Origin of the sequence: Glycomyces artemisiae, assembly GCF_003002955.1 — a bacterium.
Taxonomy (GTDB): Bacteria; Actinomycetota; Actinomycetes; order Mycobacteriales; family Micromonosporaceae; genus Glycomyces; species Glycomyces artemisiae.
This window is the reverse complement of sequence record NZ_PVTJ01000014.1, coordinates 1-13,093: the sequence shown is the minus strand read 5'-3', so window position 1 is coordinate 13,093 and position 13,093 is coordinate 1. Positions and strand designations below refer to the sequence as shown.

General features: G+C 72.6%; 13 protein-coding genes. 6 read left to right on the top strand and 7 right to left on the bottom strand.

Features of this window, described 5'->3' with window-relative positions; all coding sequences use genetic code 11:
• Positions 1–36: 36 nt before the first annotated feature.
• The 6 genes from B0I28_RS25190 to B0I28_RS25165 form a co-directional block, all read right to left on the bottom strand.
• Positions 37–864 carry a carbohydrate ABC transporter permease gene (locus B0I28_RS25190; RefSeq protein ID WP_106366628.1) on the bottom strand — a complete coding sequence of 276 codons (828 nt, stop codon included), beginning with the start codon at positions 862–864 and terminating at the stop codon, positions 37–39.
• Complete coding sequence (locus tag B0I28_RS25185) at positions 861–1,769, bottom strand: carbohydrate ABC transporter permease (RefSeq protein WP_106366627.1); 909 nt, start codon at positions 1,767–1,769, stop codon at positions 861–863. Before B0I28_RS25185 ends, B0I28_RS25190 begins: the two co-directional genes overlap by 4 nt.
• Positions 1,770–1,781: 12 nt before the next feature.
• Positions 1,782–3,179: an N-acetylglucosamine/diacetylchitobiose ABC transporter substrate-binding protein gene (gene ngcE, locus B0I28_RS25180; protein WP_106366626.1), complete on the bottom strand. Its 1,398-nt coding sequence runs from the start codon at positions 3,177–3,179 to the stop codon at positions 1,782–1,784.
• Between the two features lie 42 nt (positions 3,180–3,221).
• Positions 3,222–3,995, bottom strand: coding sequence for a sugar isomerase domain-containing protein (locus B0I28_RS25175; RefSeq protein ID WP_245889106.1), 774 nt, complete (start codon positions 3,993–3,995; stop codon positions 3,222–3,224).
• Positions 3,992–4,912 carry a MurR/RpiR family transcriptional regulator gene (locus B0I28_RS25170; RefSeq protein ID WP_219926982.1) on the bottom strand — a complete coding sequence of 307 codons (921 nt, stop codon included), beginning with the start codon at positions 4,910–4,912 and terminating at the stop codon, positions 3,992–3,994. Before B0I28_RS25170 ends, B0I28_RS25175 begins: the two co-directional genes overlap by 4 nt.
• Before the next feature lie 142 nt (positions 4,913–5,054).
• Complete coding sequence (locus tag B0I28_RS25165) at positions 5,055–5,384, bottom strand: hypothetical protein (RefSeq protein ID WP_106366625.1); 330 nt, start codon at positions 5,382–5,384, stop codon at positions 5,055–5,057.
• A 213-nt stretch (positions 5,385–5,597) separates the two neighbouring features.
• Between B0I28_RS25165 and B0I28_RS25160 the strand changes: the two genes are divergently transcribed.
• On the top strand, positions 5,598–6,554 hold the full coding sequence (locus B0I28_RS25160) for an NAD(P)-dependent alcohol dehydrogenase (RefSeq protein ID WP_106366624.1): 957 nt from the start codon (positions 5,598–5,600) through the stop codon (positions 6,552–6,554).
• A gap of 86 nt (positions 6,555–6,640) precedes the next feature.
• On the top strand, positions 6,641–7,525 hold the full coding sequence (locus tag B0I28_RS25155) for a diacylglycerol/lipid kinase family protein (RefSeq protein WP_425433455.1): 885 nt from the start codon (positions 6,641–6,643) through the stop codon (positions 7,523–7,525).
• Here the strand turns inward: B0I28_RS25155 and B0I28_RS25150 are convergent.
• A complete protein-coding gene (locus B0I28_RS25150; protein WP_181245961.1) occupies positions 7,522–8,538 on the bottom strand; it encodes a LacI family DNA-binding transcriptional regulator in 1,017 nt (338 codons plus the stop codon). The genes B0I28_RS25155 and B0I28_RS25150 overlap by 4 nt on opposite strands.
• A 304-nt stretch (positions 8,539–8,842) precedes the next feature.
• Between B0I28_RS25150 and B0I28_RS25145 the strand changes: the two genes are divergently transcribed.
• The 4 genes from B0I28_RS25145 to B0I28_RS25130 form a co-directional block, all read left to right on the top strand.
• The gene (locus tag B0I28_RS25145) at positions 8,843–9,838 is read left to right on the top strand and encodes a LacI family DNA-binding transcriptional regulator (RefSeq protein WP_181245960.1); all 996 of its coding nucleotides are present in this window, start codon (positions 8,843–8,845) and stop codon (positions 9,836–9,838) included.
• 172 nt (positions 9,839–10,010) lie between these two features.
• Complete coding sequence (locus B0I28_RS25140; RefSeq protein WP_106366620.1) at positions 10,011–11,105, top strand: PfkB family carbohydrate kinase; 1,095 nt, start codon at positions 10,011–10,013, stop codon at positions 11,103–11,105.
• Positions 11,102–11,539: an RpiB/LacA/LacB family sugar-phosphate isomerase gene (locus tag B0I28_RS25135; RefSeq protein ID WP_106366619.1), complete on the top strand. Its 438-nt coding sequence runs from the start codon at positions 11,102–11,104 to the stop codon at positions 11,537–11,539. Before B0I28_RS25140 ends, B0I28_RS25135 begins: the two co-directional genes overlap by 4 nt.
• Positions 11,540–11,586: 47 nt before the next feature.
• The coding region (locus B0I28_RS25130) for an MFS transporter (RefSeq protein ID WP_219926981.1) at positions 11,587–13,093 on the top strand (1,507 nt) is incomplete at its 3' end.

Genomic DNA, 13,093 nt, shown 5'->3' with positions numbered 1-13,093 from the left:
TGGTCGAACTCGTGTCGCACGGATCGGAGGGACGGGTCAGCGGACCGCCCCGGCGGTGAGGCCGGCGCGGATCTGCCGTTGGAACAGGACGTAGGCCGCCAGGACCGGGAGGATCGCGATGACGAGTCCGGCGAAGAGGCCGGAGAAGTCGCTGCGGTAGCCCTGGCTGACGGCGAGGGCGGCGAGGCCCTGGGCGAGGACGTAGCGGTCGGGGTCGGGGTTGAGGACGAGGGGCAGCAGGTACTGGTTCCACAGGCCGAGGAAGTTGAAGATGCCGACCGAGACCATGCCGGGGCGGGCCATGGGGAGCATGACGCGGAAGAACACCCCGGCGTGGGAGCAGCCGTCGATGAACGCGGCTTCGGCGGTGGCCGTGGGGAGTCCGCGGAAGAAGGCGTGGAGGAGGAACACGGTGAAGGGCAGGGCGTAGGCGGCGTACACGAGGATGAGCCCGTGGTAGGTGCCGAGGAGGCCGAGCTGGTCGACGACGAAGAACAGCGGGACGAGGGCGAGGAACACGGGGAAGAGCATCCCGGCGACGAGTCCGAAGTAGATGATCCGGCTGCCGGGGAAGTCGTAGCGGGCGAGGCAGTAGGCGGTCAGGGCGCCCAGGAGCATGACGAGGACGAGGGCGCCGCCGACGACGATGAGGGTGTTGAGGAGGTACCGGCCGATGTGGGCCTCCTGCCAGGCGCGGACCCAGTTGCCCCACTGCGGGGACGCGGGGAGGGACCAGGGGCTGGCGAAGATCTCGGCGTCGGTCTTGAGGGAGGAGAGCACGGCCCACGCGAGCGGGAGGGTCACGAGGAGGGCCCAGACGGCGAGGACGACATGGAGCAGCGAGTCCGAGAGGCGGGTCTTCATGCGAGTTCCACCCGCTCTCTTCTGGTGGCGCGCAAGGCGAGCGCGGTGAGCGTCAGGGTGATGAAGAAGAGGGTGACGCCCATGGCGGAGGCGTATCCGAACTCGCCGTAGGTGAACGCGGCGCGGTAGAGGGTGAGGCCGACGACCTCGGTGGCGTTGTCGGGGCCGCCGGGGCCGACGGTCATGATCTGGACCAGCGCGAACCCGTCGAGGGCGAGGATGCCGAGGTAGACGAAGGCGGTCTGGACGCTGTCGCCGACGAGCGGGAGGGTGATGCGGCGGAACACGGTGAACCGTCCGGCGCCGTCGAGGACGGCGGCTTCGACCACGTCGGTGGGGACGGATTCCATTGCGGCGGTGAAGAGGACGACGTAGAAGCCGACGGCGGACCAGATCATGACGGCGGTGACGGCCGGCAGGGCGGTGGCGGGGTCGGCGAGCCAGGCGCGTTCGAGCGAGTCGAGGCCGACGGCGCCGAGGAGGCCGTTGAGGAGCCCGTCGCCGGGCGTGTAGACGAACTGGAAGAGCACGCCGAGGATCGCCACGGACAGGAGCTGCGGGAAGAAGTAGACGATGCGGTAGAGCCCGGAGCCGCGCACGCCGCGGCGCTTCGTGCCGCCGCCGAGGGTGAGGCAGGCGGCGAAGAACAGGGCGAGCGCGATCACGGCGGTCGGGACGATGAGGAGCAGGATCCCGTTGTTGCGAAGGGCCGCAAGGAACAGCGGGTCGGACCAGAGGTCGGCGAAGTTCGCCAGGCCCACGATCCGGGCCTCGGCCGAGAGGCCGTCCCAGTCGGTGAGGGCCAGGTAGAACGCCTGGGCGTAGGGCGAGACGACGAAGACGCCGTAGAGCAGGAGGGGCGGCGCGAGCGCCCCGATCAGGAACCGGTACCTGCCGTGTCGCATGGCCGCCCCCGCTCAGCGCTCGTACTTGACGACGGAGTCGTCGGCGGCGACGGCGTCCGCGGCGGCCTGGATGCGGTCGGCCCAGGTGTCGGGGTCGGCGCGCCCGGCGAGGAGCTCGCCGGTGGCGGTGTCCACTTCGACCGCGAGCTCGGGGTACCAGGTGCGGTACTTGTAGCCGAACACGTTCGCTCCGGCGGCGTCGAGGGCGGCGGCGACGGAGGCGAGGCCGGGCGAGAGGTCGAGGCCGTCGGTGGCACCCTTGACGACCGGCATGGCCTTCGCGGATTCGGCGAAGCCGCGGGCGACCTCGGTCGAGAAGAGGCAGCGGAGGTATTCGAGGCCGCCGCGGGGGTTGAGGGCCTGCGCGGGGACGAGGAACGACTCGCTGCTGGAGCCCTGGACGGCGCCGTACGGGAGGGCGTCGGCGGCGGTGAGGGCAGGGACGGGGGCCATCGCCATGTCGAAGCCCTCGGGGGTGACGCCCTGCTGCTCGCCCTCGATCCAGGAACCGCACGGGATGAACGCGGCCTGCCCGGTGCACCAGGCGTTCTGGGCCTCGGTGTGCGAGAGCCCCTCGGAGCCTTCGAGGATGTGGCCGCCGGTGACGAGGGCGTGGACGGCCTCGGCGGCGGCGAGGACGCCGTCCTGGCGCCAGGCGTCCGGTTCGAGGTTGTCGATGGCGTAGACGAGGTCGAGGCCCCCGGTCTTGGCGGCGAGGGACTGGAGCGGGTCCATCATGTACTCGGGGTACTTGCCCTGCCAGGTCCACGGCGCGATGCCGGCGGCCTTGATCTCGCCGCAGAGGGCGAGCATGTCGTCCCAGGTGGCCGGGGCGGTCCAACCGTGCTGCTCGAAGAGGCTGCGGGAGTACCAGATCCCCCAGACCACATAGGAGTAGTTGAGGAAGCCCGCGGTCCCGTCGAGGGTCCCGTCCTCGACGACGCCGGGCAGCAGCAGGTCGCGGACCCTGACGGCCGGGTCGTCGAGGCTGGGGGCGTCGAGGAGGTCGGCGAGGTCGGTGAGCTGACCCGCGGCGGCGAGCGCGGCGATGTCGAGGCGCCCGGCGCCGGTGTTGTCGACGACGTCCGGCGGCTCGCCGGACACGAAGCGGGGCTGGAGGACCTCGCCGACCTTCTGGAGCCCTTCGTGGGTGACGGCGGCGCCGGGGTGGCGCTCCTCGTAGAGGGTGACGGCGTGCTGGGTGTACTCGGAGCCGAAGCCGCCGTCGAAGACGACCACTTCGAGGTCGGCGCCGTCGGGGACGCCGAGCGGGTTGTCGTCGGTGACGGCGCCGGTGGCCTGCTCGGCCGGGCCGTCGCCGCCCGCGGTGACGCAGCCGGAGAGCACGGCCGATGCACCGGCCATTGTGGAGAGTTGCAGGAGGGCGCGGCGGGAGGAGCGGACGTCCATGAGGGGCCTTTCGGGAAGTCGGAGGGGACGGGGCGGGAAGGTTCAGGCGGTGCGGCGGATGCGCCCGGCGTAGCGGGCTTCGAGCGCGAGGTTGTGGTCGTCGCCGCCGGGGATGTTGGCGGACAGGTAGACCGGGGGCGTGTGCCCGGCGTCGATGAGGCGCTGCACGGCCTCGCCGACGACCATCTGGGCGAGCACGGCCGAGGTCACGGAGGAGACCGCGCCGACCGCGCCGCCGCCGGGCAGCGGCATCGCGGCGTCGCCGTAGGGCGCGCCGTTGTCGAGCACGACATCGGCGATCTCGCTGAGGCGCTTGCCGGACGGGTGCCGGGAGGGGGTCTTGGCGCTGTGCTCGGCGGAGGTGAAGGCGATCAGGGGGTGGCCCTTGTCCTTCACGAGGAGCGCGAGCTCGACGACCACGCCGTTGATGCCGGAGTTCGAGGCGACGGCGAAGACGTCGGCGGGCCCGGTCGGCACGGTTTCGAGGAGGCGGCGGGCCACGTCGGGGTCGCGCTCCAGGAACGGGTCCGCGAGCACGTCCAGCGGCTCGCCGCCCGCGAGGACGAGGTCCCGCAGCGCGATCTTGTTGGAGGGCACCAGGCCCCCGGCGCGCCCGGCCAGCTCCATCGCGAGGGCCTCGGAGTGCCCGGACCCGAACGCCTGGAGCACGCCGCCCGCACTGATCGAGTCGGCGATGAGCCGCGCGGCCTCGACGACGGCGTCGGCCTGCCGCTCCCCCACGCGGCGGATCGTCTCGGTCGCGAGGTCGAGGTAGGCCGCGCCGGTGATGCGCGCGGGGGCGGGTTCGATGGTCACTGGTCCTCCTGGGATCGGTTGCGCCGACTGCGGTTCGGCTCGTCGGCGAAGCGGTGGGCCTGCACGGCCCTGGCGGTCACCTCGAACGCTTCGGTGGTGCGCTCGTAGGTGCGCTGCGCGACGGCCACGTAGATGAGGTCGAGGACCAGCAGCTGCGAGTGCAGCGCCGAGAGCGCGGCGAGGCGGAACGTCGTCTCGCGCACGGCGGTCGTGAGCACCACGTCGGCGGCCTGCGCCATCGGCGAGCGGTCGAACGAGGTCACCGCGACGGTGAGCGCGCCCTGCTCGCGGGCCTCGGCGAGGACCTCGACGACCTCGCGGGTGCGGCCCGAGTGCGACAGGCCGATCGCCACGTCCCCGGGGCGCAGGAGCGCCGCGTTGGTGAGCGCGGTGTGCGCGTCGGGACGGAACCAGCAGGGGATGCGGATGCGCTCCAGGCGGAACGCCAGTTCCCTTGCGGCCGTGCCGCTGCTGCCCAGGCCCACGAGCTCGACGCGGCCCGCTTCGGCGACGGCCCCGGCGACCCGGTCGATCCGGTCGAGGTCGAGGCGCGAGGCGGTCTCCTGGATCGCGCGGGAGTCGGCGCTGGCGACGACCCCCAGGACCCGGTCGAGCGGGTCGCCCGGCTCGATCTCGCGGTCGATGTCGGTCTCCCAGCGGGCCTGCTCGGCGCGGCCCCCTTCGGCGGCGAGGGCCACGCGCAGTTCGGCGTACCCGGAGAAGCCGAGGACGCGGCAGAAGCGGGTGACCGTGGCCGTGGAGGTCCCGGCGCGGTCGGCGAGGTCCGCGATGGACGCCCGCGCCGCGCCGTCCGGGTCCTCCAGGATCCGCGTCGCGACCCGTTGCAGCGCATCGGGAAGCGTCGCGAGCTCCGTCCGGAGGCGCCCGACCACGCTCTGGTTCCGCACCGAAGTCACTTGAGCATTCCTTTCATTGAAGTTTCCTTATAAAGAAAATTACGATGAACACGCGGATAAGTCAACGCTTCAGGAGAATAAATTTCATCGCGGCGCACGGAAAGGGCGCCCGGACCGGGGTCCGGGCGCCCGCGGAAGGTGGTCAGGAGGCGGGGAACGCGACGTCGAACGACACCAGGAAGACCGCGACGGCGGCGGCGTAGCAGGCGACGAGGAGCGCGATCCCCGTGACGAGCCTGGTGCGGGTGCGGGCGAAGCGCCATCGCTGCCAGACGACGGTGAGCCCGAAGCAGGCCGCGACCGCCACGGCGACCGCCCGCGCCGGCGGCGTGCCGACCGAGCCGAAGGCGGCGGCGCAGAGGACGGCGACGACGAGTCCGGCGGCGAGCGCCAGCACCAGGCGGATCGGGCCGCGCAGGGACTGGGGGCGCGCCGCGGCGGCACCGCGCACCGGCTGCGAGAGAGTGGACATGCGCTGACTCCTTCTTCAATTAGCGGGGCTCCGCGAGGTGGGCGCGGGCCTGTCGAGCACATCGAGGCAACTCGATGTGCTGGTGATCACACTGCCTCGGTGCACGGGTGATTGTCAAGGCCCCCAGGGGGTGCGAAGCGATCGGGTTCGCCATGCCGGGGCAGTGGCGAGTCCGTCTATGCTGGACGTTCCGGCGCGAGACAGGAGTCCGCCATGCGAGCCGTCGTCCAGCATCGATACGGGAGCCCCGACGAGATCGGACTGGGCGAGCTCCCCCGCCCCGAGCCCGCGGAGGGTGAGGTGCTCGTCAAGGTCAGGGCCGCGTCGCTCAACGGCTCGGACCGCGAGAACCTCGCCGGGAGCCCGTTCTACGCCAGGCTCGGCGGGCTGCGCGCTCCGCGGAGACCCGTACCCGGGTCCGATGTGGCGGGTGTGGTCGAAGCGGTCGGAAGCGCCGTCACCGAGTACGCGCCCGGCGACGAGGTCTTCGGGGAGCTGCTGGGGTACCGAGGCGGTCTTGCCGAGTACGTGGCGACGCCGCCGGCGCTCCTCGCCCGCAAGCCCGCCCGGTTGTCCTTCGTGGACGCGGCGGCGATCCCGCAGGCGGGCTGCATCGCGCTCAAGGCGACCGCGGGGGTCAAGGACGGCGAGAAGGTGCTCGTCAACGGCGCGGGCGGGGCCGGGGGCGCGATGGTGATCGGGCTCGCCAAGCACTTCGGTGCCGAGGTGACCGCGGTGGACCGGGCCGACAAGGCGGACTACCTGCGGCGCGTCGGCGCCGACGACGCGATCGCGTTCGAGGACGAGGACTGGGCCGACCGGCGCGGGGCCTGGGACCGGGTCGTGGACCTGGTGGGGCACCGCTCGCCGTTCCGCGTGCAGCGGGCGCTGCGCCCCGGCGGCCGGTACCTCATGGTCGGCGGGCACGCGCGGATCCTCCTCGCGGTGCTCGTCGCCGGGCCCGCCGCGGGGATCGGGTCCCGGAAGCGGGTCCGGGTGCTCGCGGTGCCGCAGTCGCGGGCCGAGCTCGAAGCGGTGACGGCCCTCGTGCTCGACGGCGCGGTAGCGCCCGTCATCGACAGGGTGTACCCGCTCGCGGAGGCGCCCGCGGCGTTCCGGCGGCTCGCCGCCGGGGACAATCAGGGGAAGGTCGTCGTGGAGGTCGCGTGAGGTCGCTAGTCTGAGCACCCGTGCGCGACAAGGAGACGACGATGGCAGGCGACCGGATCGCGATCGTGTGGAACCCGTCGAAGACCGTGCGCGAGGACCTGCGCAAGGCCCTTCCCGCGACCGACGCGGCGCTCACGTGGCACGAGACGAGCCCCGACGACCCCGGGCGCGGCGCGACCGACGAGGCGCTCCGGACCGGGGCCGACGTGGTCGTGGCCGCGGGCGGCGACGGGACCGTGCGGGCCGTCGCCGAGCGGCTCGCCGCGACCGGCGCGCGGGCCGAACTGGGGATCGTCCCGATGGGGACCGGGAACCTCCTCGCGCGGAACCTCGGCGTGCCGCTCAACAACCTCGGCAAGGCCATGGAGCGGGCGTTCGAAGGCCGGGCCGCGGCGATCGACCTCGGCTGGGTCGAGGCCGACGTGGACGGCGAGGCCGTGCGCAGCGCGTTCGCCGTGCTGCTGGGCTTCGGGATCGACGCGCACATGATCGCCGAGACCGACGACGACCTCAAGAGCCGCGTCGGCTGGCTGGCCTATGTGGAGTCGCTGGGGCGGGCGGTGAACGCGACCGAGGTCGTGGACATCGACCTCGCGGTGGACGGCGGCGCCCCCGAGCGCACCTCGGGGCACACGCTGCTCGTCGGCAACTGCGGGACCCTCCAGGGCGGCATCCGGCTGCTCCCCGACGCCGACCCCACGGACGGCGAGCTGGACCTGCTGCTGCTCAGCGCCGAAGGCGTGGGGCAGTGGATCGACACGCTCCGGTCCTTCGTGTGGGACAACGGGGTCCGGCGCCTCATCACCGGACAGGACCGGGCCGCCAGCGCCGACACGGCGGAGCACGGGCGGGCGCGGACGCTGTCGGTGGAGCTGTCGCGGCCGCTCATGCTGGAGGTCGACGGCGACGACCTCGGCGAGACGGCGTCGTTCGCGGTCTCGGTGCAGGAGCGGGCGGTCCGGGTGCGCTAGCGGCCGGGAGCGGCGACCGAGGCGCGGGAGACGAACTCGGTCGGGAGGTTGAGCTCGGCGCCGCTGGCGTCGCCTTCGATGGCGCCCAGGAGCTTCGAGACGGCGCGGGAGCCCATGTCGCCCCAGGAGCAGCGGACGGTGGAGAGCGCGGGCGCGGACAGGTCGGCGCCGAAGATGTCGTCGAAGCCGATGAGGCTCAGATCGCGGGGGACGGCGACGCCGTGCTGCTGGCAGGCGCCGATGAGGCCGAGGGCGATGAGGTCGTTGTAGGCGAGGACGGCGGTGACGTCGGCGGCCATGACGTCGGCGAACGCCTCGGTGCCGCCTTCGCGGGTCGGCGCGGAGGACTGGATCTCCACGATGGACATGCCGCGGTCGACGGCGAGGTCGTGGGCGGTCACCCACTTCATGCCGTTCATCCAGGAGGCCTCGGGTCCGGCGAGGTAGGCGATGCGGCGGTGGCCGAGGCCGTGGAGGAGGTCGAGGGACTCGACCATGCCGGGCTGCACGTCGGGGGCGACGGAGGGGACGCCGGGGACGGGGCGGTTGACGGCCACGATCGGCTTGGCGGCGGCCAGTTCCTGGATCTGGGCGTCTTCGAGGCGGGAGGCGACGAGGAGGAGGCCGTCGACGGCGATCTGAAGGCGCTCGGCCGTGGAGCGTTCGAGCTCGGGCGACTCCTGGGAGTCGGCGAAGATGAGCATCGTGTCGTGCTCGCGGGCGATCCGCTCGGCGCCGCGCACCAGGTCGAAGTAGACGGGGTTGGTGAGGTCGGAGACGAGGAGGCCGAGGGTGCCGGTCTTGCCGGTGGGGAGGGCGCGGGCCATCGGGTTGGTGCGGTAGCCGAGGTCGGCGGCGGCCTCGCGGATGCGCTGCTCGGTGCTGGCGCTGACGCGGCCGGGCTGGTTGAGGGCCCGGGAGACGGTCGAGGGGTTGACGCCGGTGATGCGCGCGATGTCGTAGATGGTCGCGGGGGTTTTGCCCTTCGCCGCCGGACGGCGCTTGTCGCCCACGGCTCCCCCTTCGGATCGTCGATCGCCGCACGTGGGTGCGAGCACCGGCTGGACTGACTGAATCATAGGAGTCTATTTCAAGTTCCGTTGACCGGGGAGGCGCGTGAGCCGCGGGAGCGCTGGTCGGGACGGACGCGGCCCGTCCGGTGGCCGGTGTTTCGGGCCCTGCTCTGCGGACGATCCGGCATGACGGGGGTTGCGTTCCCGTCCGGGCCGGTGTTACGGTGGAAACGTTTCCGTCATGGAAACGATTCCATGAGAATGGAATCCATGACCGCAGAGGAACCACAGAGAGGTGGCACCGTTGGCCACGATCAAGGACGTCGCGGCGCGGGCCGGGGTCGCCGTCGGCACCGCCTCCCGGGTGCTCAGCGGCAGTCCGCAGACCTCCCCCGACTCGCGCAGCCGCGTGCTCGCCGCCGCCGCCGAACTCGGCTACATCGCCAACGGCCCGGCCCGCTCCCTGCGCCGCGCCCGCACCGACGTCCTCGGGCTCCTCGTCTCCGACATCCGCAACCCGTTCTTCTCGGAGCTCGCCCACGCGGCCGAGCAGGAGGCGCGCGCCCACGGCTACACGGTGATCCTCGCGAACGCCAACGAGGACGCGGCGCAGGCGGACGCCGTGCTCGACGTCTTCGCCTCGCAGCGCATCGACGGGCTCCTGCTGTCGCCGCAGGGCCCCAAGACGCCGCGCCTGGAGGCGCTGCTCGCCTCGGACCTGCCGATCGTGCTGCTCAACCGGTCGATCGAGGGCGTTGACGCGCCGCTGTACGGCACCGACAACGCGGGCGGCGTGGCCCAGGCGCTCAAGTGGCTCCAGCGCCGCGGGCATCGCGACGTCGCCTTCATCGGCGGCCCGGAGACGTTCTCGACGGGCGCGGAGCGCCACGACGCCTACCTGGCCGGGCGCGAAGCGCACGGGATCTGCACCGACGACGCCCTGGTCGACGCGGGCGACTTCCTCGCCGACGGCGCCGCCGAGGCGATGCTCCGCATCCTCGACCGCGGGGCGCTCCCGACGGCGGTCTTCGGCGCCAACGGCCAGACGACCCTGGGCGCCATGCGCGCCGTCCACGAGCGACTCGGCGCCGAAGCGGCCTCGCTCATCGAGTTCGTGTCCTTCGACGACGTCGAGTGGTTCGCCTTCATGTCCCCGCCCGTGAGCGCGGTGAAGAACGACGCCCCCGAGATCGGCCGCGCCGGAGTCCGCGGCCTCCTCGCCCTCATCAACGGCGGCACCGCAACTTCGCAGCGCATCGCCACCACCTTCATCGACCGCTCCGCGGGAAGTGCCGCATGACCGACCGCAGCCCGAATCCCGACACCGCGGACCGCTGCCGCGCGGTGCGCGTCCCCGTGCCCTCTCCGTCGAGCGGCCGCCTCGCATCACGAGCGCACGACCGGGCAGGCCGCGCCCGCGCGGCTTCGCGTCGCGCCATGGTGCTCGCCACCGGCCCGGCCGGAGGTGCCGCATGAGCACCCCGATCGCGCCCTCGTCGTCCGCTGCCGCCGACGGCGATCGCCGGCGCACCCGTGTGCTCGTGGTCGGCAGCGTCAACATCGACGATGCCGTTCGCGTGCAGCGGTTCCCCGGGCCCGGAGAGACCGTGGGCGCGCGGTCGGCGGACACCGCGCTCGGCGGGAAGGGCGCCAACCAGGCCGTCGCCGCGGCCCGCGCGGGGGCCGAGGTGCGGATGGTCGGGGCCGTCGGCGCGGGCGACGGCGGTCCGCTGCTCGCGGCGCTCGATGCCGACGGGGTCGGCACCGCCGGCGTCGCGCGCCTGGACGGCGTCCCGTCGGGCCGCGCCTTCGTGTTCATCGACGATGCCGCCGAGAACTCGATCGTCGTCGTCGCGGGGGCGAACCGCGCGATTCCGGATGCGGCCGTTCAGGAGGCGTGCCGGACGCTCGGCCCCGGCGACGTGGTGCTGCTCCAGAACGAGGTCCCGGCGGCGACCTCCCGACTCGCCGCGGGGCTGGCCCGCGAGGCGGGCGCGGCGGTCGTCTGGAATGCGGCTCCGGCACCGGAGTCCTCAGAGGAACTGGTCGATGGGCATGACCTCCTGCTGGTGAACGAGCACGAACTCGGACGACTCGCAACGCTACTCGGCGCCGCCGACATCCCCCCGGCCCTGAATTCGAACAGCGGCACCCGACCGGCCGCGGTCCCGCGGACCGGTTCCGAAGGGACCGCGCCGATCCGGCCGACCGGAATCGAAACGCCGGTGGACCGACTGGTCGCCGCGGTCGCCGCGGCGACCGGGGCCGACGTCATCTGCACCCTCGGCGCCGAAGGCGCGGTGTACCGCGTCGGCGGCGAGACCGGACGCGCCGCGGCCCGCCGGGTCGAGGCCGTCGACACCACCGCAGCTGGCGACACGTTCGCCGGCTACTTCGCGGCGCTCGCCGAGCTGCCGCTGCGCGAACGGCTCCGGCGCGCCCTCGACGCCGCGTCGCTCGCGGTCACCCGACCAGGGGCCTCCGCCTCGATCCCGCACCGGGACGAGGTCCGGCGACTCAACGCCGAGAGGCCTACCGCCGCAACCGAAAGGAACACCACTCGATGAGGATCGCGCTCGGAGCCGACCACGCCGGCTTCCCCATGAAGGACACCGTCCGCCAGGTGATCGAGGGCCTGGGGCACGAGGTCCTCGACTGCGGCACCGGCAGCACCGAGCCCGTCGACTTCCCGGACATCACGCAGGACACCTGCCGTCCGGTCCAGGACGGGCGCGCCGACCGCGCGATCCTCGTGTGCGGCACCGGCCAGGGCGCGGTCATGGCCGCGAACAAGCTCAGCGGCATCCGCTGCGGGCTCGCCCACGAGCCGTACTCCGCGCACCAGGCCGTCGAGCACGACGACGCGAACGCGATCGCCATGGGCGCCTGGCTCGTCCCCCACGCGCTCGTCCCCGACATCGTGCGCGAGTTCCTCGGCGCCGTCTTCGACGACGACGAGGACACGCGCCGCCGCGTCGCCAAGCTCAACGCCCTCGACTGACCTGCCCGCCCATCCGCTCCCGGCACCGATCAAAGGAGATCCCCCGCATGACCCAGACAGCGACCGCCCCCATACGCAGCCCGCTCGGCTCGAAGGACCGCGTCAAGACCGCCATCGCGGCGGCCGCGGGCACCAGCGTCGAGAACTACGACTTCATCGCCTACGGCACGGCCGCCGCGCTGTACTTCGGCCCGGTGTTCTTCCCGTCCGAGGACCCCTTGACGAGCACGCTCCTCGCGTTCGCGACCCTCGCGGTCGGCTTCGTCATGCGCCCCCTCGGCGGCGCCGTCGGCGGGTACCTCGGCGACCGCTACGGCCGCAAGCCCGTCCTCGTCGGCGCCATGATCGTCATGGGCGCCGCGACCTTCGCGATCGGCCTCATGCCGACGTACGCGCAGATCGGCGTCGCCGCCCCGATCATCCTCACCGCCGTCCGCATGGTCCAGGGCCTCGCGTTCGGGGCCGAATGGGGCGGCGCGATCACCATGGCGTACGAGCACGCGCCGTGGCACCGCCGCGGCATGTTCGCCGCGATCCCCCAGTCCGGCAACCCGCTCGGCATCGCCCTCGCCTCCGGCATGTTCGCGTGGAGCGCGACCCTCGAAGGCGACTGGCAGTGGCGCACGCCGTTCCTGTTCAGCGCCGTCCTCGTCATCGTCGCGCTCATCGTGCGCTCCCGCCTCTCGGAGTCGCCCGAGTTCCAGGAGGCGCAGGCCGCCGGGAAGACCGAGAAGAACCCGTTCATCGCGACGTGGCGCGACGACTGGCGCGGCATCCTCCGCGTCATCGCCCTGCGCATCGTCGAGTCGTTCGCGTACTACTCGACCGCCACGTACCTGCTGAACTACATCTCCGAGCGCGAACCGGACCTGCGGCCCGTCGCGCTCGGCGCGATCACCGCCGCGAGCATCACCGCCATCGCCGTGACGTTCCTGGCCGGCACGCTCACCGACCGGATCGGCAGGCGCCCCATCTACATCGCCGGGTGCATCGCGGCCGCGGTCTTCGCGTTCCCCATGTACCTCTTGACGAACGACGGCGAGCCGGCGCTCGTGGTCGCGGTGTTCGTCATCGGCATCGGCCTCATCCACGCGTCCCTCACCGGCACGCAGGGCTCGCTGCTGACCGAGCAGTTCCGCACGGCCACAAGGACCTCCGGCGCCTCGCTCGGGTACCAGATCGCCGCCGCGCTCGGCGGGTTCGCGCCGCTCCTCGCGGCCGCGCTGGTCGGGAAGTTCGGCTGGCCCGGCGCGTCGATGCTGTACCTGTTCGCCGCGCTCGTCGGCCTGGTCGGCATCCTCTTGACGAAGGAGACGTGGGGCCGCGAGGAGCGCGCCCGCGTGAACGAACTCGTCGCCAAGGCCCGCAGAGGATTAGAACAGGGCTCCGGAGGGCACCCCTGCCCTTCGGAGCACCGATGTGCATCGACGGACGACATGCGCCCCGGCCGATCAGCATGCGGGAGGACGACGAAAATGACCGACACACGACAGGAACAGCGCAGGACCAAATCCGGCGAGTACGCCCACCTGGAGCCGCTGTTCACCGAACTGG